The 21,908-nt window shown below is 62.3% G+C and carries 18 protein-coding genes and 2 pseudogenes; 8 read left to right on the top strand and 12 right to left on the bottom strand.

What is annotated here, in order from left to right; genetic code table 11:
• Positions 1 to 61: 61 nt before the first annotated feature.
• On the bottom strand, positions 62 to 820 hold the full coding sequence (istB, locus tag PSET11_RS01605) for an IS21-like element helper ATPase IstB (protein WP_124090085.1): 759 nt from the start codon (positions 818 to 820) through the stop codon (positions 62 to 64).
• On the bottom strand, positions 817 to 2,058 hold the full coding sequence (locus PSET11_RS01600; RefSeq protein WP_203415867.1) for a Mu transposase domain-containing protein: 1,242 nt from the start codon (positions 2,056 to 2,058) through the stop codon (positions 817 to 819). The genes istB and PSET11_RS01600 overlap by 4 nt, the downstream gene beginning before the upstream one ends.
• Before the next feature lie 438 nt (positions 2,059 to 2,496).
• Here PSET11_RS01600 and PSET11_RS01595 point away from each other — a divergent pair, with 438 nt between their 5' ends.
• Complete coding sequence (locus PSET11_RS01595) at positions 2,497 to 3,210, top strand: HAD family hydrolase (protein WP_203415866.1); 714 nt, start codon at positions 2,497 to 2,499, stop codon at positions 3,208 to 3,210.
• Between the two features lie 81 nt (positions 3,211 to 3,291).
• Here PSET11_RS01595 and PSET11_RS01590 read toward each other — a convergent pair whose 3' ends face one another.
• Positions 3,292 to 5,946 carry an excinuclease ABC subunit UvrA gene (locus PSET11_RS01590; protein ID WP_124090083.1) on the bottom strand — a complete coding sequence of 885 codons (2,655 nt, stop codon included), beginning with the start codon at positions 5,944 to 5,946 and terminating at the stop codon, positions 3,292 to 3,294.
• 146 nt (positions 5,947 to 6,092) lie between these two features.
• Entirely contained in the window at positions 6,093 to 6,614 is a 522-nt protein-coding gene (locus tag PSET11_RS01580) for a recombinase family protein (RefSeq protein ID WP_345788800.1), read from the bottom strand.
• Between the two features lie 265 nt (positions 6,615 to 6,879).
• On the opposite strand from PSET11_RS01580, the gene PSET11_RS01575 reads away from it, so the two are divergent.
• Entirely contained in the window at positions 6,880 to 7,668 is a 789-nt protein-coding gene (locus PSET11_RS01575) for a hypothetical protein (protein WP_124090081.1), read from the top strand.
• 7 nt (positions 7,669 to 7,675) lie between these two features.
• A pseudogene (locus tag PSET11_RS16800) lies at positions 7,676 to 7,899 on the top strand (ethanolamine utilization protein); the annotation flags it as partial.
• Positions 7,900 to 7,959: 60 nt separating this feature from the next.
• Here the strand turns inward: PSET11_RS16800 and PSET11_RS01565 are convergent.
• The 3 genes from PSET11_RS01565 to PSET11_RS01555 are packed head-to-tail and all read right to left on the bottom strand — an operon-like array spanning position 7,960 to position 9,996.
• Positions 7,960 to 8,262: a putative quinol monooxygenase gene (locus tag PSET11_RS01565; protein WP_124090079.1), complete on the bottom strand. Its 303-nt coding sequence runs from the start codon at positions 8,260 to 8,262 to the stop codon at positions 7,960 to 7,962.
• Positions 8,259 to 8,828: a type 1 glutamine amidotransferase domain-containing protein gene (locus tag PSET11_RS01560; RefSeq protein ID WP_124090077.1), complete on the bottom strand. Its 570-nt coding sequence runs from the start codon at positions 8,826 to 8,828 to the stop codon at positions 8,259 to 8,261. The genes PSET11_RS01565 and PSET11_RS01560 overlap by 4 nt, the downstream gene beginning before the upstream one ends.
• A 1-nt stretch (position 8,829) precedes the next feature.
• Positions 8,830 to 9,996 carry a glutathione-independent formaldehyde dehydrogenase gene (locus tag PSET11_RS01555; protein ID WP_124090075.1) on the bottom strand — a complete coding sequence of 389 codons (1,167 nt, stop codon included), beginning with the start codon at positions 9,994 to 9,996 and terminating at the stop codon, positions 8,830 to 8,832.
• Between the two features lie 1,783 nt (positions 9,997 to 11,779).
• Here PSET11_RS01555 and PSET11_RS01550 point away from each other — a divergent pair.
• The 5 genes from PSET11_RS01550 (at position 11,780) to PSET11_RS01530 (ending at position 16,771) form a co-directional block, all read left to right on the top strand.
• Positions 11,780 to 13,177 carry an MFS transporter gene (locus tag PSET11_RS01550; RefSeq protein ID WP_124090073.1) on the top strand — a complete coding sequence of 466 codons (1,398 nt, stop codon included), beginning with the start codon at positions 11,780 to 11,782 and terminating at the stop codon, positions 13,175 to 13,177.
• Positions 13,177 to 13,956 carry an alpha/beta fold hydrolase gene (locus PSET11_RS01545; protein WP_345788803.1) on the top strand — a complete coding sequence of 260 codons (780 nt, stop codon included), beginning with the start codon at positions 13,177 to 13,179 and terminating at the stop codon, positions 13,954 to 13,956. Before PSET11_RS01550 ends, PSET11_RS01545 begins: the two co-directional genes overlap by 1 nt.
• Positions 13,953 to 15,110, top strand: coding sequence for a cupin domain-containing protein (locus PSET11_RS01540; protein ID WP_124090069.1), 1,158 nt, complete (start codon positions 13,953 to 13,955; stop codon positions 15,108 to 15,110). Before PSET11_RS01545 ends, PSET11_RS01540 begins: the two co-directional genes overlap by 4 nt.
• Before the next feature lie 74 nt (positions 15,111 to 15,184).
• On the top strand, positions 15,185 to 15,976 hold the full coding sequence (locus tag PSET11_RS01535) for an HpcH/HpaI aldolase family protein (RefSeq protein ID WP_124090067.1): 792 nt from the start codon (positions 15,185 to 15,187) through the stop codon (positions 15,974 to 15,976).
• Positions 15,977 to 16,771 (top strand): FadR/GntR family transcriptional regulator, encoded by a 795-nt coding sequence (locus tag PSET11_RS01530; RefSeq protein WP_124090065.1) that lies wholly within the window; start codon positions 15,977 to 15,979, stop codon positions 16,769 to 16,771.
• 14 nt (positions 16,772 to 16,785) lie between these two features.
• On the opposite strand, the pseudogene PSET11_RS01525 reads toward PSET11_RS01530, so the two are convergent.
• The 5 genes and pseudogenes from PSET11_RS01525 to PSET11_RS01505 form a co-directional block, all read right to left on the bottom strand.
• Positions 16,786 to 17,395 (bottom strand): annotated as a pseudogene (locus tag PSET11_RS01525) (recombinase family protein).
• Positions 17,396 to 17,496: 101 nt separating this feature from the next.
• Positions 17,497 to 18,699, bottom strand: a complete 1,203-nt coding sequence (locus PSET11_RS01520; RefSeq protein WP_124090063.1) for a TniQ family protein — start codon at positions 18,697 to 18,699, stop codon at positions 17,497 to 17,499.
• Entirely contained in the window at positions 18,696 to 19,610 is a 915-nt protein-coding gene (locus PSET11_RS01515; protein ID WP_427846144.1) for a TniB family NTP-binding protein, read from the bottom strand. The genes PSET11_RS01520 and PSET11_RS01515 overlap by 4 nt, the downstream gene beginning before the upstream one ends.
• Positions 19,607 to 21,295 (bottom strand): Mu transposase C-terminal domain-containing protein, encoded by a 1,689-nt coding sequence (locus tag PSET11_RS01510; RefSeq protein ID WP_160118943.1) that lies wholly within the window; start codon positions 21,293 to 21,295, stop codon positions 19,607 to 19,609. Before PSET11_RS01510 ends, PSET11_RS01515 begins: the two co-directional genes overlap by 4 nt.
• Positions 21,296 to 21,534: 239 nt before the next feature.
• Positions 21,535 to 21,864 carry a GNAT family N-acetyltransferase gene (locus tag PSET11_RS01505; protein ID WP_124090057.1) on the bottom strand — a complete coding sequence of 110 codons (330 nt, stop codon included), beginning with the start codon at positions 21,862 to 21,864 and terminating at the stop codon, positions 21,535 to 21,537.
• Between the last annotated feature and the right edge of the window lie 44 nt (positions 21,865 to 21,908).

Genomic DNA, 21,908 nt, shown 5'->3' with positions numbered 1-21,908 from the left:
AACGCCAACCGAAAATAGGGCCATTAGTGCCAATTGAAAACGGGGCCACGGGGTTGTGGTTCTATTGTGCCGTACTGGCGGCGGGCTGGTGTTTCTTGAGCCGGTAGCTGTTGCCTTTGAGGCTGATGACCTCGGCGTGGTGGACGATCCGGTCGATCATGGCTGAGGCGATGGTCAGGTCTCCAAAGACGTCGCCCCAGCGGGCGAACGGGAGGTTCGACGTCAGGATCATGGACGCGTGTTCGTAGCGGCTGGAGACGAGCTGGAAGAACAGGTTCGCGGCGTCCTGATCGAACGGGATATAGCCTACTTCGTCGACCACCAGGAGGCTGTAGCGGCGGAGCTTGACCAGTTCCTGGGCGAGTTTCCCGCGTGAGTGGGCTTCCTGGAGGCGGGCGACCCAGCCGGTGGCGGAGTCGAAGAGGACCCGGTGCCCGGCCTTGGCTGCTTTGATGCCGATGCCGACCGCGAGATGGGTTTTGCCGGTGCCGGGTGGCCCGAGGAGGACCACGTTTTTGGCTTCGGAGAGGAACACCCCGGTGCCCAGGTGCGCGATGAGGTTCCGGTCCGCGGAGGGCTGGTGGTCGAAGTTGAACTCTTCCAGGTCCTTATGGGCCGGGAACCGTGCGGCCTTGATCCGTGTCGCAGCTCCCGAGGCTTCGCGTTCGGAGACTTCACGGGAGAGGACAGCGGCCAGGTACTCCTCATGGGACCAGCCGGCATCCCGGGCCTGGTCCCCGAGCCGGCGGAACCCATCGCTTATCCGCGGTGCTCGCAGGGCCCGGGCGTAGTACTCGATCTGCGACGGTGTCCCGCTCATGAGGCCACCTCCAGAAGCGCAGGCCGCTGGCCGAGGTCGATGCCGAAGATCTCGTCGTAGGCGGCCAGATCCCGCACCTCCACGGACTCCACTGGTTCAGGGCGGTGCACCCTTTGGGTCCGGAAGTCCCGGCGCATCACCGCCGCCCGGGCCACATGGGCCGGATCAGTCACCACGAGATGCCGGGCCCACGCCCGGACATGGGTGGCGATGATGACACCGTCATGGGTGACCCAGACGGTGTCCAGATCAGCGACGACATCCACGATCCGCCCGATGAACGACGGGTCCACGGAATAGTCGTTGGAGAACACCCGCACGTAGTAATCCCGCGGGAGCCGCACCGCGTTGCGGAACACCGCCTCCGGGCTCACCGGCGGCAGCTCCCGCATCCTCTCCCGGTCCAGGACGATCAGCTCGTCCGGGCGGCCGTGGCGGGACCTCGAATACCGGTGATTCGCTTTGGGCAGCCAGTCCTCCAGCTGGCCGTTGACGTCCGCTGGTGAGCGGAAGTCCCGGCCCGGCATGAAGCGTTGGCGGAAGAACCTGTTCATCCGTTCGACCATGCCCTTGGACTCCGGATCCCGCGCCGGAAGCAGCTTGATTTCCAGTCCCAGGGAGCCGGCGAACGCGGCCACCGGCTCGGTGGGCCGGCGCCGGCCGATGCCGGACTCGTTATCCCACAACAGCCTGGATGGAACCGCCTGCGCATCCTGCAGCAGCGTCCACATTCCGCCCAGAAGGTCCGGCGTCGTCCGCGACGGCAGCATCCGTGCCTGGATGAAACCCGAGAACGCCGAGGGATTCCCCTGCACCGGCGGCGTATCGGACTGGCCCTCACCCACGGGCAGCGGCGCGTGCGGGAACCAGAGATCGCACTGGACCTGGAACCCCGGCTCATGAACCAAACGGTCAGCCGGGTCAGGCGGCGCGTATTCAGGCCGGATAACGGCGACCTTCGCCCGGAACAACGACGCGGAACCGGACCAGCCCACCCGCTCCGCGAGCGTCGCGGCAGGCATCGTCGGCGTCTTCACCAACAGCTCCCGCACCCTGGGAGCAAACGCATCAAAACTCGACCCTCCGGCCGCCCCCTGATACTTCGGCGCCCGGTCCGACTCCAGCGCCCGGTCCACCGTTCCGCGGGAAACCCCCACGATCCTGCCGATCTCACGCTTCGAGTGCTTGCCCGTCGAAAACAGGTGGCGTATCTCCGCCCAATCATCCAAATTGATCACCTTCCATAATGGTCGGTGGCCCTATTTTCAGTTGGCGTTCCTGGCCCTATTTTCGGCTGGCGTTAACACCCGTGCATAGCCAATGAGTTTCGACACGCCTGCCTCCAATGTGTCTCATAACTAATGATTAGTACACCAATTTAAGCAGAGGGTTTTGAGGCATAGTTATGAGAATCGCCGGGCGCAGAGAAAGTCGTGAGATTTCAAGGGAATCAGCGTCTTACGGGACAGGGCCAGTGAGACGTCTCGTATCCCGAGGGTTTCGAGACTGTTGAGTGTGTAGCGTTTAGGGCATCCTCACCGGGCAATTTTGCGGGCAGGGTGTACGGGACACCCTGAACCGGGACCCCCAACGCCGCACGTCAGAGCCGGGTTATCGCAGTAGGGGACCGGCTATCGGGACAGCGGAAGCGGTGTGCGCCTGACTACGATCCGAACATGAGTACGCGGGGGATCGTCTTCTTCGATATCGATGGCACGTTGGTTCCCTCCATGTCGAGCAGTAGCTTCCTCGCCAAGCGCTTTGGACATGCACGCGTGCTCGACGCCGCTGAGCAGCGGTACGCCGAGGGTGAGCTGACGAACGAGGAAGTCAGCGTCATCGACGCTGAGGGATGGCGCGGAACTCCGATGTCAACTGTTGCCGCGTGGCTCGAGGAGCTTCCACTGATCGCCGGGATTGACGCTGTCGTTGCCTGGTGCGTCCAGCACGATGTCGAGCCGGTCCTAGCGTCACTGGCTTGGCAGCCCGTTGCGGATGCGATCGCGAAACGTCACGGACTCACCGCGGACGGCGGCCCCCGAGTGCGTGTCGTCGGGAGCGACTACGACGGCACCGTGGCGGAGCACTTCAACGAGTACGACAAGCGAGATCGCGCCCTCCAGTTCGCGGCGGAGCACGGCGTCTCGATCGATCACTGCTGTGCCATCGGTGATAGTCGGTCCGACCTTCCGCTGTTCGCCGCCGTGCCGACATCACTCGCTCTGAACGCCGGCGCCGCGGCTCGGGCGGCCGCGTCCGCTGCCGTTGACACGAAGACCTGCGCGACGTCATCCCCTGGCTCGAGGCGTGGAAAGCCGCCCTCCACTGACCTTGGGCGTTCATCGGCGCAGACGACCGGTAGCCGATCCCTGAGGTGTGTACACACTTGATTCGTCTGTGGAAAGTTTGGCTGCTCAGTGCTCTTGTGACTGCGTACCGGGTCATCGGTTGTCAAGCGTCGGCTCTTCTGCTCAGGTAGCCGCACCGATCAGTTTGATCTCCGCGGCAAGGTATTCCGCGGACGCGCCGACGCCGTTCTCGGCAACTTGTGCAGGAGTTCCAGCGGCGACGACTGCGCCGCCATCATCGCCGGCGCCGGGTCCGAGGTCGATGACGTAGTCGGCTGCTGCCACCACCCGCATGTCAAGTTCCACCGCGACGACGGTGTTTCCTGCGTCGACGAGGGTTTGCAGATGCGTCACGAGCCGGTCAGCGTCAGCGCAGTGCAGGCCCGAAGTGGGCTCGTCGAGAACATACAAGGTGTCCCCTCGTTGTGCGCGCTGTAGCTCGCTTGCGAGCTTCACGCGTTGTGCCTCACCTCCAGATAGCTCGGTTGCCGGTTGTCCGAGTCGCAAGTATCCGAGACCCACGTCTGACAGTGCAGCTAGTGAGCGGGTGATGTCGTCTTCACCGTCAAAGAACGGGTGGGCTTCCTCAACGCTCATCGCGAGCACGTCAGCGATGGTGCGCTCCCGCCAAGTGATCTCGAGGGTCGAGGCTTTGTACCGGGTCCCGTGACAGTCGGGGCATTCGGTGTACACGGATGGGAGGAAGAGTAGCTCGACCATCACGGACCCTTCGCCCTCACAAGTGGGGCAGCGGCCGCCGGAGACATTGAAGGAGAAACGGCCGGGCTTGTACCCACGCGAGCGAGCCTCGGGCGTCTCAGCGAAGCGTCGACGGACGTGGTCGAACAAGCCCGTATATGTTGCAACGTTCGATCGGGGGGTTCGGCCGATGGGTCGTTGATCGATGTTGACAACCCGCCGGGCCCCCTCGAGAGAGCCGTCGAGGACACCGTCGAGCCGCTCTGGGGTATCGGCAAGGAGCAGCTCGTCGCCGGTCGGTTCGTCCTCCGCCGGAATGCTGTGACCGAGGCGGTCACCGACGAGAGCCGGGAGGGCCTGGCTGACCAAGCTCGACTTGCCGGAACCCGAGACTCCGGTGACCGCGGTGAAAACACCCATAGGAATGTCGATGGAGACGCCGTGCAGGTTGTTACGAGTCACGTCCTTCAAGTGGAGCCACCCGCGCGGGTCGCGAGGGGTGTGCGGGGGCAGTCCACTGCCACCGAAGAGGTAGCCGCGTGTTACTGAGTCCTTGACGTCGGCAAGCCCATCGGTAGGGCCGCTGTAGAGAACGCGGCCGCCATGCTCGCCCGCGCCGGGGCCGATGTCCACGAGCCAGTCCGCGTGCCGCATGACATCGACGGAGTGTTCGACGACGAACAGGCTGTTTCCGCTTCTCTTGAGCCCGTCGAGGATCTTCAAGAGCGCTGTCACGTCTTGTGGGTGAAGGCCTGCGGATGGTTCATCGAGGACATAGACGACGCCGAACAGGTCGGAGCTGAGCTGTGTGGCGAGCCTGATTCGTTGCAACTCGCCACCCGACAGGGTCGGGGTGGTTCGACTTAACGACAGATACCCGAGGCCAAGATCGGTCAGTGGGCGGAGTCGCTCGATCAGCCCGGAAGCGAGCCGGGACGCAGCGGCGCGCTTCTCCGGCGAACGGTTTGCGGTGCGGCGCACATCGGGTGCGGCGGCGTGCGCGGACCCTCCGGCGGCGATGCGCTGCTCCGTGGCTGCGCGACGGGAATTGGCATGCAGCACAGCACCATTCGGAACGGTCTCGGCCTGTTGCGCTCCCGCAACAACGTCGGAGAGCATGTCAGCAAGCTCTCGAAGCGGCAACTGCGAGAACTCCGCGATGTCCAGGCCCTCGAACGTGACCGAGAGCGCTTCAGGCTTCAGCCGCTTCCCATGACAGACCGGGCATAGGGCAGCGTCGAGGTACTGCGCGACGCGACGCTTCATCGACGCGCTCTTCGAGTTCGCGAATGTGTCCAACACATACCGGCGGGCTCCGACGAAGGTGCCCGAGTAGCTCGGCTCGACCCCGGCCTTGGTCGCGGCGCGAGCCTCAGCAAGCGTCAACCGGGAGTGGACCGGAACGAACGGGGTCTCATCCGTGTAAAGGATCCAGTCCCGGTCTTTTCGTGGCAGATCTTTCCATGGCACGTCAACGTCATAGCCGAGGGCCACCAACACGTCGCGGAGCTGGTGTCCGTGCCATGCCGTCGGCCAGGACGCGATCGCGCGCTCCCGGATCGTGAGCGACGGATCCGGCACCATCCGCTCCTCGGGCACCGCGTAGACACGACCAATGCCGTGACACTCCGGGCAGGCCCCCTGCACCGTGTTCGCAGAAAAATCCTCCGCGTAGAGCATCGGCTGCCCATCCGGATAGTCCCCGGCGCGGGAGTACAGCATCCGCACGAGACTGGACACCGTGGTGATGCTTCCCACCGTGGACCGGGCACTGCGTCCTCCACGCTGCTGCTGCAACGCCACGGCCGGCGGCATCCCGGTGATGGAGTCAACATCGGGAACGCCCGCCTGGTCGATCAGACGGCGAGCGTACGGCGCCACCGACTCCAAATACCGTCGCTGCGACTCCGCGTACAGCGTCCCAAACGCCAACGATGACTTCCCGGAACCCGACACACCCGTGAACACCACTAACGAGTCCCGCGGAACGGAGAGGTCCACATTCCGCAGGTTGTGCTCCCGAGCACCCGAGACCCGAACCTGCGCGTCGGCGGCGGGTGAAGAATCAGACGAAGTCATGACCGGAGCGTACCTGACCTGTGAGCAGCTTCGCTTTGTGTCGTCGTTTTCGCTGCGATCGGTGTCGGGTTAGGTGGTGCCGATGACGAGGGTGCTGCGGGCGGCTTCGACGACGTCGTTGGTGATGACGTCGAGCTAGTTGATCTTCAGGACGCGTTGGATCTGAGGGAGCTCGCGTCCGTTCGTCGCGCCGCGACGGGCTCGGCGTGCTTCGCGAGTGCACGGTAGATGGTGGTGCGGCTGACGCCGAGCACGTCGCCGATCTGCGCGACGGTCATGTCCTGCTGCTCGTAGAGCCGTCGTGCGGTGCGCACCTGGTCCGCGGAGAGGCGAGATGGTCGTCCGCCGGTGCGGCCTCGGGCTCGGGCGGCGGCGAGGCCGGCGTTGGTGCGTTCCTTGATGAGGTCCCGTTTGAACTCCGCCAGCGCGGCGAAGACGTGGAAGACGAGCCGGCCGCCGGGAGAGGTGGTGTCGATGGTCTCCTGCAAGGACCGGAACCCGATCCCACGCTCCGCGAGAGCGTGCAGCTGATCAATGATGTGCCGGATCGACCGGCCGAGCCGGTCGAGGCGCCAGACGACGAGAGTGTCGCCGGGGCGGAGCTGGTCGAGGAGCTTGTCGAGCTCGGGCCGGTGCTGGAATGACCCGGACATGGTGTCGACGAACACGCGGTAGCAGCCAGCGGCGCCCAGCGCGTCGATCTGCAGCGACGCGCTGGGCGGTGGTGGACACGCGCGCGTACCCGAGGAGGTGACCCATGAGGAGAACGTAGCGAAACTCGACCAGCTGGAGTAGTGGGGGCACGTAGAATCCGGGACTGGGTTCCGGCACAAGACACGCCGCCTCGCACTCTGGCGGAGCGCCGGTTCGGACAGTTGTAGCGGAATCGTTCGTTTTCGGTGGGTGCACATCCTCGTTGCTAACGTGCCCACCATGGTCCTCACCGCAGCCCAGCGAGCAGCTCTGATCCAGATACTCGATACAGCGTCCGATCTTAACCGCTGGCGTCTCAGGGCTCATCGCGTCGAGGAGCCCCAGCGCGGAAGTGAGCTCGGAGTCGACGACCAGATCTTTGAACGTATGGCGATCAGCCAGCTTGCACGGTTGTCTCTCATAGCCGCGGGTGAACACCTTCGCCTCGCGCTCGATGCGATCAACGCGCAGCAGCTGTATCCCTCGTCACATTTCACTGTGCTGCGAGGAGCCCTGGTCGGCGCGTCCCAAGCGGTGTGGATCTTGGAATCCGAGGATCGCAATGTGCGGCGCGAGCGAGGTCTGACCGTCCTCACAGAGATGTACGCACAGATGGACAAGTACTACGGCTTTCTCGAGAGCACGCCACTCGACGCCGCGGACCGTGCAAGCCTCGTCGATCAGCGACGGTGGCTGACCGAACGCCGTGGTGATGTGACCTCAATCCGGACTACAACGGCGACGCTCAACCTCACTGAGATCATCGGCGCCGCAGCTGACCACGCGTTCCTGGACCGGACGTCGCGCGACGCCGCCCGGCGGTTGTGGCGTGAGATGAGCGCTGACGCTCACGTTCTTGGTTGGTCGCTCTTCCAGCGGACAACCTTCGGACCGGCTGAGCGACGCACGGGTGTGGGCGAGGGAAAAGCTCCAGGAAGTCTGGAGCACGTCGCGGAACCGTTCCTAGCGTCGTACCGACTATTGAAGTGTGGGTGGTCGTTGTTCGACCGCCGCTGCGAGGAACCCTAGCCAGGACGAACCGCTGCTCGATGCGGGCAACACGGTCGTCGCCGCGGAGCTGGACATGCGCGTTATCGCGGTGGCCGATCACGTGATCGATCTTGAACCCGGCGCGGGCGACGCCAGCGGGACCGTGGTTGCAGCTGGTACGCCCGCCCACGTCGCGGATAGGGGCGTCGGTGCTTCCGCGGCTACCTCACCGCCGCACTGCAGGCAGCCACCACCGCGACCCCATCGTGACGAGCGTGCCGCTGTGCGATGTGAGAATCGGACCGCGGCACGCTCGACGAGGTCGTGGTCTCAGGCGGGGAGCTTAGAGGCCAGGACGTCCAATTTCTCGATCGTAGGCTCGCTGAACAGTTTGCCCGTCTGCTCGCCGAGAGCGATCGCAACTGCGCCGGACAGGTGCGCGTCGCGGCCGGCGTCATCGGGGAACACGTCGAAGATCCCGAACGAGGATGGGCCGAGACGGATCGCGAACCACGCGATGGTGGCCGGTTCCTCCTCGACGAGCCCTCGCCCGATGCCGAGAAATTCCTGGACCTCGTCTTCCTTGCCGGGCAGGGCCTCCAGCCTGACAAGCAGTCCCTTCGTCACGCTCATGACGTCACCTCTCCCTGGGTCGAATTGCTCGCAAATTTCGCCACGATCGTATCGCAGAACGCAGGCAGGTCGTCGGGTGAGCGGCTGGTGATCAGGTTCCCGTCGACCACGACATCCTGGTCAACGACCTCCGCACCGGCATTGCGCAGATCCGTGCGGATGCTCGGGAAGGACGTCAAGGTGCGACCTCCGACCACGCCAGCCTCGATCAACGTCCAAGGCCCGTGACAGATCGCCGCCACGGGCTTGCCACTCTCGACGAAGTCGCGGACGAAGGAAACGGCGTCCTTGTCGACCCGGAGCTGGTCGGGGTTCACCGTGCCGCCGGGAAGCAGCAGGGCGTCGTAGTCGCCCACCGAGGCGTCGGCGACCAACCCGTCGACGGTGAACGTGCCCGCTTCATCCAGGTCGTTCTTACGGGCCTTGATCTCGCCGTCGTGGATCGAGAGGACCTCGGTCTGAGCGCCGGCCCGTTCCAGTGCTTCGCGGGGTTGCTCGAGCTCAACGCGTTCGACTCCGTCGGCGGCGAGGATCGCGACCCTCTTGCCCTGGAGACCTGCTGCCATCTCAGTTTTCCTTCTTTCCGTTTGACATGCCGGGCTTGATGAGGACCTTGGTCCAACCCTTGGACCTGGCGTCGAAGTTCTTGTAGGCATCGGCGGCTTGGTCCAGCGAGATTTCGTGGGAGACGATCCAGGAAGGGGTCGCCTTGCCGGCCGCGATCAAGTCTCGCAGCTGGCGGTTGTACCGCTTGACCGGGGCTTGACCGCTTCCCATGGTCTGCCCCTTGAACCAATGTGTGCCGAAGTCGATAGCTGCCTTGCCCTGCTTGGCCAATTCGCCCTTGGCCCCCGGGTCCTGGGGGACGAACACGCCAACGGTGCCGATTCCTCCGGTGAAGCGGACCGAGTTGATGAGCATGTTCAGCGTGGCGGCGGTGTCCTCGTTGCCCTGGGGATCGTGGGCCTGGTAGCCCACGCATTCGCAACCACGGTCAGCTCCGAGCCCCATCGTCTCGTCCAGCACAGCCTGCACGGGGTCGACCTTGGAGTCGTCGATGGCAATCGCACCGATCTGCTCGGCCAGCGCGAGCCGGTCAGGGTGGCGATCGACCACCATCACCTTTGCTGCGCCCTTGATCATCGCGGACAGGGCGGCCATCAATCCGACCGGACCCGCCCCAGCGATCACAACGCTGTCGCCGGGTATCACGCCGGCCATCTCGGTGGCGTGGTAGCCGGTGGGGAAGATGTCAGAGAGCATGACGTAATCGTTCTCCCTCTCCTCCGCATCCTCGCCCAGGCGCAGCGCGTTGTGGTCACCGAAAGGCACGCGGAGCAGCTCCGCTTGGCCACCGCCATAGGGACCCATGTCGGCGAACCCATAGGCCGCTCCGGCGAATGATGGTTCGGGCTGGGTGGTGAGACAGTAGTTGGTCAGGCCGCGTTCGCAGTTCTTACAGAATCCGCACGAGATGTTGAACGGGAGCACAACCCGGTCTCCGACCCTGACCTTCTCCACGCCACTACCGACTTCGATGACCTCCCCCATGTTCTCGTGACCGAACGTCCGGCCTACTTCGAAGGAGGTCCGCCCCTCGTACATGTGGAGGTCGGAGCCGCAGATGTTCGTCGTCGTTACCCTGACCAGGACATCGGTGGGTCGCTCGATCTTCGCGTCCGGGACGTCCTTCGTGCTGACCTGACGGGGTCCCTCGTACACCACTGCTTTCATGTCTACTCCGATCCGATTGTGTTGCTCGATGTCTTTCTGGCAAGGCCTCTCCGACGCCGGCCCCATCGCTAGACAGTGAACGCCCCCAGGAACCACGTGTCAAGGGGCTCGCCTTGAGTTAATGTGTAGCGATCGAGCCGGGATAGTGCCCGGCTCCGCCGTAGACGATCGTTTGCGGCAGGGCTACCAGACGTCGGTCGGGTCCGAGATTCGCTGGCATGCGCCCTGCCATATCCAGCACCGCAGCTTGTCGCCGTCGATCGTCACCTGGACGCCCACGGCGTCGGCCGTCCATCGCTTCACCTGGACGACGCACCGCACGTTCGTATCCCCGAACTGGAGCCAGGCGTGACCCCGTATCGTCACCTGCTCGGAAACGATCGTGAGGGGCTGCGCGTGTAGTCGCAGCTGGAGCGAGTCGAGGGTGCGCAGCGGAGCTACGATCTCGTGAACGAGATGTACTCCGTTGGGTTCGTACTCTCGTTCATCTTCTCCGGCCGAGAATCACTCCTCTCTGGCCACGGCGAAGCGGCAAAGCTCGTCCAGAAATGCTCCTCTCATGACACATCCCAGCGCTTTGCGAACGTTCTAGAGGTCATCTCCGCGGTAGGAAAGCTTGACGTCAAACCAAATCAGGCACCGGCGTAGCAAGAAAAAAGCCGGCACATAGGTGCTGGCCTTCAATGTTGGAAATCCGTGCCTTGCCGTACACCACAGATGGACATAAGCAACTCTCCGTAGTGGCTCTAGTTCAGTGCCCGAATAGCGTGTGAGCCGGCGGAGAAATAAGCGCTGATGATCTCATCCGAGAGCTAAGTCTCCTGTAAATCCGCTCTATACCTGAGGCGCCCTGAGCTGCTCTCCGAAGAAATCTGCCTTTTGTCCCGGAACAAGCTACGAGGCTGCGCACTCGAAGGTGTGGAGGTCAGGAGGAAAGCTGCGCGTGGATGGCAAAGGTGACTGGACGCGCGGTGTTTCACCACGAGCTGGACTCCTGACGAGTTGCCGCAGAACTGAGACCACCGGTAGAGGATCGTCTAACGGACACGTTTCACACGGCCATTTCCTTGCGCTCTGCACAACTGGAATGAGGGGGAGGCTTGGGGCCCTGCTTTTGACAGGGCCCCCGGACTCGGCCTGACTCGAACAGGCTGCCACCCTCTCCACATGGGTGCGGTCATCCGGAGCCAACGCACCTTGAGCAAGGTCATGTCCATTGACTCATACAGCCGGCAAGGGTGCTATTCAAAACACGGATACGACACCAGGTTGACCAAGCACTAGATAGCACTCAAGTTGAAACTCGAGCCCAACTTCAGCCTGGAGACCACCCCAACCAGGCACTCAATAACGCTCCCCCACGCCCCTTGACCACCTTTGATACCGGACTCAAGTTTTGACGCGCCTGAGCGGCCAACTCCCCCAAGGCATCGGTTGTCAGTTTTCGAAGTCGACTGCACAGAATGTCCAAAGTCGCGTGCACAGCCCCTCAGCCCGTTGGGTGATCCCTTGCTGGGCATCCACTACCTTCCCAGCTCTTTGCTCGCAGAACCCGGGAAAATTTTAGGTCTGCTGAACATAAACCGGAAGTCCCCAGGGTCGGCCGGGGCGTACTCCGGCCGGATCCTCGCCATTCCCACTCCGGCATTCAAATAGTATATAACGAATTGGTAACGCTATAGGCGTACCGGTCGACCTATCAACGTGAGTCGGGATACATTCGATCCATCGCCCCGTGGGAACAGCGGGGCCCATATCCCTTCTCCCGATTCAAGGATTCTCGATGATGAGTGCTTTACCTGCAGGCGTGGCAACGGTGCCGGCGCAGACGAGCCCGAGGAAGCTGCGTAAGGCAGTCCTCGCCGGCGTGATTGGAAACTACACCGAGCAGTATGAGTTTGGTGCGTACGCGGCGATGAGTGCGGTGCTCGCCCAGGTGTTCTTTCCGTCAGATAACCCCTTGGTTGGCCAGTTGAGTGTTTTTGCCGGACTTGCTTTGGGCTTTCTGATCCGTCCTCTGGGCGGATTCATTTTCGGTCGATTGGGTGACCGGGTTGGCCGCAAGAGCATCCTCTCGCTCACGATCATCATCATGGGATTCCTTACGGCCGCGATCGGCTTCCTTCCCACCTATGCAGTTATTGGCATGTGGGCGCCGATTCTTCTCTTGACTCTGCGTATGGGCCAGGGTCTTGCCGCAGGCGGGGAGTACGCCGGGGCTGTGTCTTTCGTGGTGGAGTATGGTCCGAAGGACCGCCGTGCACGGTACACGTCCTTCGTTTCCATTTCCGTTTTTGCGGGCCTTCTCACCGGTACTGGTTTGGCATTCGGTCTTTCGTCGCTTATCGGGCAGCAGGCAATGTTGGATTGGGGGTGGCGTGTTCCCTTTCTCATCGCCCTGCCGTTAACGATCGCGGGTTTCTATCTCCGCAAGAATGTCCAGGACACCCCTGAGTTCCGGCGCCAGCAGGAACTCCAGGAGGCAGCGAAGCTTCTGTCGGAGGAGATGCCTGCGACGACTATCGGTCAAACTCTGCGGACGCAGTGGAAGCCGATCCTGATTTTCTCGGGCTTCGCTATGACCAATGCCGTTCTCTCATACACTTGGACCGCCTACATTCCGGCGTACCTGCAGAGCAAGACCCAGGGCGGTACTCCATTAAGCCTGGGTTTGTCGGTGGCCTCAACCAGCATCGCATTGCTCGTGCTTCTTCCCCTGCTTTATTTCTCAGGACGTCTGTCGGACCGTATCGGACGCAAAAAGATGTTGGTCGCCGGATGCATCACACCGTTGGCAGTGGTCCCGGTCGCGTTCCTGATCATCAGTGCGCGGACCTTCGAAAGCGCGGTTATCGGTCAGCTTCTCTACTTGATTCCCATCTTCTTCATTGCTGTCAGCGTGACCGTATGCTTGGCCGAAATGTTTCCCACCCGGATGCGGTACACAGCTGGGTCCATCGCCTTCAACCTGGCCTTCTGCATCTTCGCAGGCACTTCGCCCTTCATTGCCACCGCGCTCGTTGGGGCCACCGGAACCATCATGTCAGTCGCACTCTACGTGTGCGCCATCTCGGTGATTTCACTGATCGTGGTCCTGCGGTACTACAAGGAAACCTTCCGCAAAGACCTCGCCCACGACGACTACAACCCGGAGTTGAACACCGAGGTTCAGGGCGCGTGATGTCGGGCACCACACCTCCTTTGATCATGATTCCCGGGATGCAGTGCACCGCCGCGATGTTCGCCCCTCTTCAGGCGGAACTGCAGCGGACTTTGCCCGGAACCCGGATCAGTACCCACGTGGCAGGGGAATCTTCGCTAACAGCGGCGGTTGCTTCCCTTGCGAGATCGATCACCGAACCGGCAGTGCTAGTAGGCCACTCCCTGGGAGGAACCGTGGCCATGGCAACAGCACGCGCTCACCCGGAATTGGTAGCGGGAATGGCTCTGTTGTGCTCGAATCCAAACCCTCCCCGCCTGGATCAACAGCAGCTTTGGCACGAGGAAACCGAAGCAGCGACCCACGGATTGGTCGAAGAACGCGTCAATGGGATCGTTGAGCGTTTGGTCGGCGGCGAAAGATTCCTTTCACCGAACGAGCTCGCTTCGGTCACTGGTATCTGCCGTGCCATGGTTACCGAGACGGGCCCACAAGGGCTGATTAATCAGCTCGGCATTCAAAAAAGCCGGGTCGATGAGCGGCCCGGGCTTAGGGAATTTGAAGGTCCGGTGCTTTCGGTCGTTGCCGCAGAAGACCAGCTGATCCCCCTACCAATCGCGACGGAAACAGCCTTCTACGCCCGCAAAGGACGGAACGAAGTCATCCACGGCGTCTCACACATGGCCCCCCTGACCACGCCGGAGAAAGTGGCCTCACAACTTACGCGCTGGCTGCAGGAGAGTTTCCGCGACCACCAACTGACCCCATCTCCATCACGAACAGAGAAAGTAGCACTATGATTCAGAACCCAGTCATCAGCTCAAACGAGCTCAAGAGGCGCACCATCCGCCGGCCAGAACTTGTCTCCTGCAATGCCGCATTCATTGACTGCCGCACTCCGGGGTCTGACAAGAAGGAAAACTACGCCTTGATCGGCAACGGCGTTTCCCAGAACTCCGGGCAGGTCATCAACCTCCAGGAAGACCACGGATACAACATCGGCGCCGCGGCCATGCCTAACGGTGTGACCAACTCCCTGCACATGCACTTCACGGCTGAAGTGTTTTTCAACTTCCGCGGCACCTGGCGGTTCCGCTGGGGACGCGATGGAAAAGGCGGCGAATACGTGTCCCACGAAGGGGACATCATCACCGTCCCGACCTGGATCTTCCGGGGTTTCACCAACGAAGGTGTTGATGACGGCTGGCTCTTCACCGCTCTTGGCCAATCCGACACAGGCGGGATCATCTGGGGTCCCTCGGTTCTCGAAGAAGCAGAAGGACACGGGCTCTACCTGACCTCCGATAACAGGCTCATTGACACCGTCGCCGGAGATCCCCTCCCCGAAGAAGGCGAACTCATCCGTCCCATGCCGCGTGACATGGTCGAAAGCCTGCGGAACTACAGTCCCGAGGAGATGCGGCAACGCATCACTTCTAAGGAAGACCTCGTCTACTCCGAACACCCCTTCCTCTGCACTGGGCTTCCCGGCGGCAACGCACAGCTTGCCTCGGTCATCGGCTACGGCATGTCCGAGGACCGCGACTTGGCCCCGCGGGTCTCCAACCCGCATTCCTTCAACGTCGCCTGGCTGCGGGCACGCCAGGGCGAAGGCATGCTCAAGCACTGGCACAAAGAAACACAGGTCCTGATCATCAAGAGCGGTATCTGGACCGTGACACTGAATGATGGGACCGAGGAAGTCAGTGTCACTCTGCACCCAGAGGACACCCTCTCCATCCCTCAGAACGCCTGGCGGCGTTTCCAGGTCGAGGAGACCAGTGACGGGGAAGAATTCGGCGAACTCGTCGTCGTCAACGGTGGTGACGCCAGAGTCCGACTGCACTGGTCAGAAGAAGTATGGCGCGACGTCAAGGACAAAGGCCTCTCCCGCGACGCTGACGGCTACATAGCACCAACATTCCTCCTCGCCATGATGACAGAGGACGACTAAACCAACCCCAAGGTCCGGCGGCGCGTAAGCCGCCGCCGGACCCCTTCCCTGTACCGCCACAGAAGAGACACAAAATGAGAAAAAACGCCCTTCGCGAGCACATCAGCGCCGGTAACACCGCAGTCAACGCATGGATGTCTCTGAATAGCACCTACGCAGCCGAGGTGCTATCCCATGCTGGCTTCGACAGCGTCACCATCGACGCTCAACACGGGATGCTGGGACGCGAAGGCATCGTGCAAATGCTCCAGGCAGTCTCCGCTGGCCCGGCAACACCAATGGTCCGTCCCTCATCTTTGAACTCGCCGGAAATCGGCTGGCTCCTTGACGCCGGCGCTTACGGCATTATCGCTCCGTCAACGGATACCGCAGAACTGGCCCAGGAACTTGTAGCAGCCTGCTTCTACCCTCCGTTCGGCCGCCGGTCATTCGGCCCTTCCCGAGGCCTGCTCTATGGAGGCCAGGACTACTTGACAGCCTCTATGGAGACGATCATGCCGTGGGCGATGATCGAGTCCTCCCAAGCACTGAAGAACCTGGACGCAATACTTTCCACCGAGGGCCTGTACGGGGTATACGTGGGACCCAACGATCTTGCCCTGGACCTCGGCCTTCACGCAGGCGGGCCCATCTCAGCTGAGATCTTCGACATTGCCTGCACCGTGGCAGAACGCGCCCACCACCACGGACTGGCAGCCGGGATCTTTTGCGGTAACGGAACCGAGGCACGTAAATTAGCTGATGCAGGATTTGACCTGGTCACGCCGGGAAACGATGTTTCCTTCCTAAGAAACGCCGCGCAGGACAGGATAGAAACCACCCGTCTCAGCAGCGCGGCCACAACACAGACAGGAGGGGGGTACTAAATGGCTAACTCGACCGCCAAGACCCGCCGGCTCGCCCCATCAAGCTACAACCACCTGCGTATCACGTCACAGGAAGTCGAACCGGAACCTCCCAGCCGCAGCGGAACCAGCATCGACCTGACCCAAAAACTGCTGGCATTCCTGGCTCACAGCGATATCCTGCCTGGCCAACGACTACCCGGAGAACGCCAACTCGCAGAGCAACTTGGAGTTGGACGCAACGTCCTGCGCGAAGCTCTGAAACTCTTGAATATCCTTGGATTCCTCGAAATCCGACAAGGCGATGGAACCTTCCTGACCAACAAAACATCCAACCTGCTACCAAAGATCGTTGAATGGGGTCTATTCCTGGGCGATCACTCGATTGAGGCCCTGATCGAAGCCCGCTCTGTTTTGGAAACAACACTCGTTGAAATGGCGGCAGGAACGGCAACCCCGGAAGATCTCATTCGGATAGAGCAGCACTATGCCTTCATGCAAGACGCGGCCGCAAGAGGCGACTCCGCCCGGTACGCAGCGGCCGACATCGCCTTTCACCTCTCAATCGCCAAAGCAAGCGGTAATCCCGTACTCGAAGGTGTCATCCTGAACATTCGAAGCCTCATGCAGTCATGGACGGACAAAGTGCTCAGCAGCGATGTAAACCTCTGCGACTCCCTCGCTCTTCACTTGCCCATACTCGAGGCCATCAAAGCTCAGGACCAACCCGCAGCACGACAGGCCATGAAAGATCACATGACCGTGGCTGTGGCCAACCTAAGACGAGCCCTGGGCACACTGCCACCAAGCCAGTGAACTGAAAAAGACAGTTAGGAAGAAAGAAGCCTCTCTCCGTCAGGACGAAGCTCACCTGTGGGTGATACGTGCCGATACAGGGTCTGGCGGGTGATACCAAGTTCGGCACAGAGTTCGCTGACTTTAGTGCCGGGCTTGCCCATCGATGCCATGGCGAGACGGACCTTGGCTGCTGTCATTTTGTAGGGGCGTCCCCCCTTGCGGCCGGGCGCGGGCGGCGGCCAGGCCCGCGAGGGTGCGTTCTGAGATGAGTTCGCGTTCGAACTCGGCGAGGGCAGCGAAGATGCCGAAAACCAGCTTGCCGGAGGCAGTGGTGGTGTCGATGGCGGCGCCCTGGCCGGTGAGGACCTTCAATCCGATGCCGCGTTCGGTCAGGTCGTGGACGATGTTGACCAGGTGCCGCAGGTCCCGGCCGAGTCGGTCAAGTTTCCAGACGACCAAGGTATCGCCGTGACGCAGAGCTTTCAGGCACGCGGCCAGCTGGGGCCGGTCGTCCTTCTTCCCGGATGCCCTGTCCTCATAGAAGGACTCCGTACCAACGCCGGCAGCCAGGAGTGCGTCGCGCTGCAGGTTAGTGGTCTGGGATCCGTCGGCTTTGGAGACACGCATGTATCCGACGAGCACGGCAGTTCTCCTCTGTCATTTATACGTTCGTTTAAGTGACATCGGGATTTCAGTCCGGTTCGAAATCGGAATATGTCACTTATCCCGTTACTTATTCTACGTCAGGCAAAGGGTCTATCTCCTTGTGTTTGTGACAGAAAGTCGAGGGGTATCTGAAGCTCGGCGAAGGTGTCCCTAAGACCGCGCACAGATTCTTCATTGCGGCACCCGTAGCGTGCGAAGTCGAAGAGGTGCTTCGCGACCACGGGATCCTTTTTGGCTGCTGCGATGCATAAGTCCAAGGTAGCCGTCACCTGGTTCCAGAGCTCGTCCAGTGTCGGCTGCTTCTGCGCGCCGGCGGTGCCTGTCAAGGATCCGGGCGGGGTTCCGTCGCTGATCGGGGCATTCGGTTCGGGACGCAGAAGGTGCGCAGAGGTACCCAGGGCGGTCAGCGAGCCGTCCTCGATCATTTCCATCGCGGCGGCAGCGGCTTCGAGCAGTTGCTGCTGTCTGGTCCAGTCGAGGGTCTCGAACGGTTGCCATGAATGCAGGCCTGCACGGAACGGATGGCCGCAGCGGTCCCAGACCCGGCGCACGTCCTCCAGTTGCCGGCCGTATCTCCCCCGGGCCGTGCTGAGCTCGTCCAGCAGGGTCCGCAGCAGCCGGAACCAGACCCCGGCATGAACCGAGCGCCGGGGAAGGTCCACGGATCCTGTTGTTATCGCCTGCCAGGTGCGCCGGTCCATCAGGGTCGATGACTTGGGGAGCTCCCGCTGGTCATCGGCGGGAGTTGCCCACAGGATGTAGTCCGCCGGGTGTCCTTCATAGGACTCCAGCCGGCGCCCGTGTACCGGGCAGCTGGCCATGAGCGGCAATTGCCAGAACAGCAGTATCTTCGGGCCGGACTCCAGGCATTCGCGGCATGCCCGCTTTGCCCCGGCTTCCGGGAGCCACGGCAACCACTTCCCCGGTGTGTAGATTTGGCGCCGCTTCGGTGGCAGGAGCACCGAGAGTTGGTGCACATAGGTTTCGTAATTGTCGGGGGCGGGTGCGAGGCTGTCGAAGAGCCATGGCACCCATCCGGTCATGGTCATGGTATGTACGTGGTGGTGGTCGAGACCGGTGCGTTTGGCGAGCTCGTCGAGCAGGTGAGGCGGCGGGTTCAGATCCAGCTCCGCGTCGTTGAGTTCCCGGTGACCGAGCCCGTGTTCGAGCAGCTCATAGGAGTACATGTCGTAGCTGGCGGCCGTCCGCCGCAGCCAGGAGGACAACGACTCCGTTTCTACCGGCGCCGGGTGCAGGGGCCAGCGTTCAGGCGGTCTCACATCAGTTCGCGTTCGAACAAGCGCCGCCGTTCCGCGGGTCCTGCGTAGTCGGCCATGACCAGGGTGCGGCGATTAATGCACTCTTCACCGCTTTCCACGGCGGCGATCGCCGCGGTCGTCAAGAGCCGGGCGAGTTCGCCAATCGTTCCCTCGCTCCGGGCGAGCAAATACTGCGCCATATCGGGAGTAGCGATCTCCGAGGGGCGCTGCAGCGGCAGAGCAGCGGCGAAGCTGGCCAACAACGACAGGGTGTCCGCACCCGTAATCCACAAGGGAAGGACGATCGGTTCGAACCGGTTCTCCAACTGATCATCGGATCTGACCGCAAGATACGCCTCCCGTGTTCCGACGCCGACGATCGGGATGCGCAGCTCGTTGCCCAGGAACCGCAGAAGATTGAGGAACTCCCGACGGCTATTGCCCTGCCCGGCGAGGACATTGTGCAGCTCGTCGATGACCAGCATGCGCACTCCCGTTAAACGCAGCAGTTTCAGCGAGATCTGCTCCACGTCAGCCAGACGCCGGCGTGGTTGAAGAGGTGCCCCAAGCGCCGCCAGGAGCGCGATGTAGAAACGCAGCACGGAAGGCTCCGACGGCATCTGCACGCACAATACTGGAATGCGTTCCCGCTCTGGCTCGGCCACGGCCGGGTGTCCCCGGCGGAACTTTTCCACGATCATCGACTTGCCGTTGTTCGTCGGCCCGATCAGCAACAGGTTCGGCATGCGCTGTTTGTCCGGCCAGCACAGCAGGGACTCCAGACGGGCCACCGCTTCCACCGCGCGCGGGTAGCCGATCCACCGGTCGGCCCGGATCAATTCAACCCGCTCGTTTGCAGGCAACCGTGCCGTGTCCCGCACACTCGGGTGCAGGTGGGACAACTCCGCTGCCTCGTACTCAGGCAAGGTCACCACTGCTCAATCTGATCGAATAGCGGCACCGCGGCCGCATCCGCGGCTGTGTCCGGTGCCTGCTCAGCAGGGGCTTCCGGCGGGAGTAATGGGGATGGTGTCTTCGAATGCCGCGTCGTCACTGCATTGCGGCGCTCGGCGTCGCGGCGCATGCGCTTGGTAGTCCTCGAGGCAGTGTTTGCGATCTCCCGCATTTGCTCGATGGTACGGAACAACGCCACCTCATCCACTTGCGCTACGCCGCGCTCGTGTAGTCGCGCCAGGGCGTGCCGGTGCTCCCACAGGCTCACAGAGGGGTTAGCCATCGTCCGGTAAGGGACCTCTACATAGTGAGCCCCCTTTGGTTCCAACACCCAGATTCTGCTGATGTCCCTGGGGTCCCGACGGATGAGGAACGGCCCAAGCGTTCCGCGCCGGCTGATCCAAGGTTTCAGCGCATTGGAGAAGTAGTGGACATGGTCGATGACGAAGCCCGTCCTCGTCAGGGTACGCCGCACGACGGGAAGGAAGTCGACCAGGAACGCTGTCGGGTTCGAGGCAACCGCCGGCAGCCCCGTGGCCGCCACTCCTTCTGCCCACCGACCGGTGGGCGTCTGCCCCAAGGTGCTGTGGACGGTGCCGTGGTAGCTGGTCACGGCCAGGGCCATCCATTTCTCCAGCTCGCGCAGCGTAAGCGCCGACTTCCGGTCCGAGTCATACCGGCCCCGTTCGACGGGATTGGAAAAGGTGGTTCCGGGAAGTTCGTGGATTTGCTGCATTGCGGTGCCGATCACCCGTTCCACGATCCCGCCATAGTGAGGCCGGCCCGGCGGGCGGTAGGCAAGCTTGATACCATGTTGCTCGCATCCTCGCCGGAGCGCCTCGCTCTTGAATTCGCTGGCGTCATCCAGGTGCAGCTGTCTCGGCTTCCCGCTCATGGGCCACTGCGCCTCAATACCCAAACTTTCAAGCCATGGCCTTTTGTCAGTGCCGGCATGCGCCAGGCACAGCCCGACCGACACTGCCGAGGGCGCCTCCAGGGTCACGACCATGCCAATAATGCATCGGCTGTAGACATCGATCGCTACAGTCAGATACGGGCGGCCGATCGGTTGGCGCTCCCGTTCGTCCACGACAATGACGTCGATGACCGTGTGATCGATCTGCACCTGTTCCAAAATTGTGCTGATCGCCGGCACCTCGTCGCCGGCAGACTGCAACGGCCGCACCGCATTGGGGCCACCCCTGCGCCGGCCTACCTCAACTGGATTCAGCGCCCGGATTCGCCGCTCCACCGTGTTTCGGGCCGGGACCGGGAGCTGTCGTGCGCGGCACGCTGCAGCGATGTCGCGATACACCGCCGCCAAGGTCCGCTTCTGCCGGGTCAGGAACTGCTTCCGCACGATCTCGCGGACGAGGTCCTCGACATCGTCTAACAGACGCGCGGTTCCTTTCCCTCCGGAGGAGCGGCCCGGGGCCAAATCCGTCAGCAACCCAGACCCGTCGCGATGGCGTTTGATCAGCACGTAGACCTGGCGGCGCGATATGCCCAACCCCAAGGCGGCCGCATCAACTGCCGCCCTGCCGACGACCGCGTGCGTTGCCAAGGGCGTGATCACCGCCGAAATTGACTTCGTCCGGCCCCAGAGAGCATCTGACATGGTCAACGTGCCGGGCTCACGAATGTGCGTAGATTCTGCATCCACTCCGCTACCTCCCTTGGTGTGCAGAGGAGTAGTAAGCAACAACGACATTAGTGCAGAGGAGTACGGAAAAACCAGTGCTCAATACTCGCCTGCACAACCGCGAAAACAGGCGGCCCGCAGTGCAGGCGAGTATGGAAAATGACATCGGTGGGCTTCGGTGCAAGTCAGTAAGGGTCGTTTTTGACCGAAGTGGACGAAGGCTAACTGCTCCATACAGATGGCACCAGGAGCCGCCCCAGCTACGCCTCGGGCCAGTCCACGAACTGCGTGTAGAGCTCGTGTTTGCGGACGTACCCCGCAATGAACGGGCAATGCGGCACGATGCGTTTGCCCATGGCCACCACATCGTCCAGCGCGAAGTGCGCCAACACCTTCCCTAAGCCGCGACCCTCGAAACCGGGCGTGGTCTCGGTCCTGACAAAATCCACATGGCCGGGCTGGTCCTCGAAGACGGCCTGGACGGCAAGCTGGTCGCCCACGTGGAGTTCGTAGCAGTGCTCAGCGTCGTTCCTGCCCAGCGTAACGTCCGGCGCGTACGTGTCTTCTGTGGACATGGTGTTCTCGGTCATGCTTCGACACTGGCACTACTCGGCGCCGGTGGCAATGCTCAACC

It is taken from the genome of Arthrobacter ulcerisalmonis (assembly GCF_900609065.1).
GTDB classification, from domain to species: Bacteria; Actinomycetota; Actinomycetes; order Actinomycetales; family Micrococcaceae; genus Arthrobacter; species Arthrobacter ulcerisalmonis.
The sequence above is the reverse complement of the archived record's forward strand: the minus strand, read 5'-3'. Positions and strand labels throughout refer to the sequence as shown.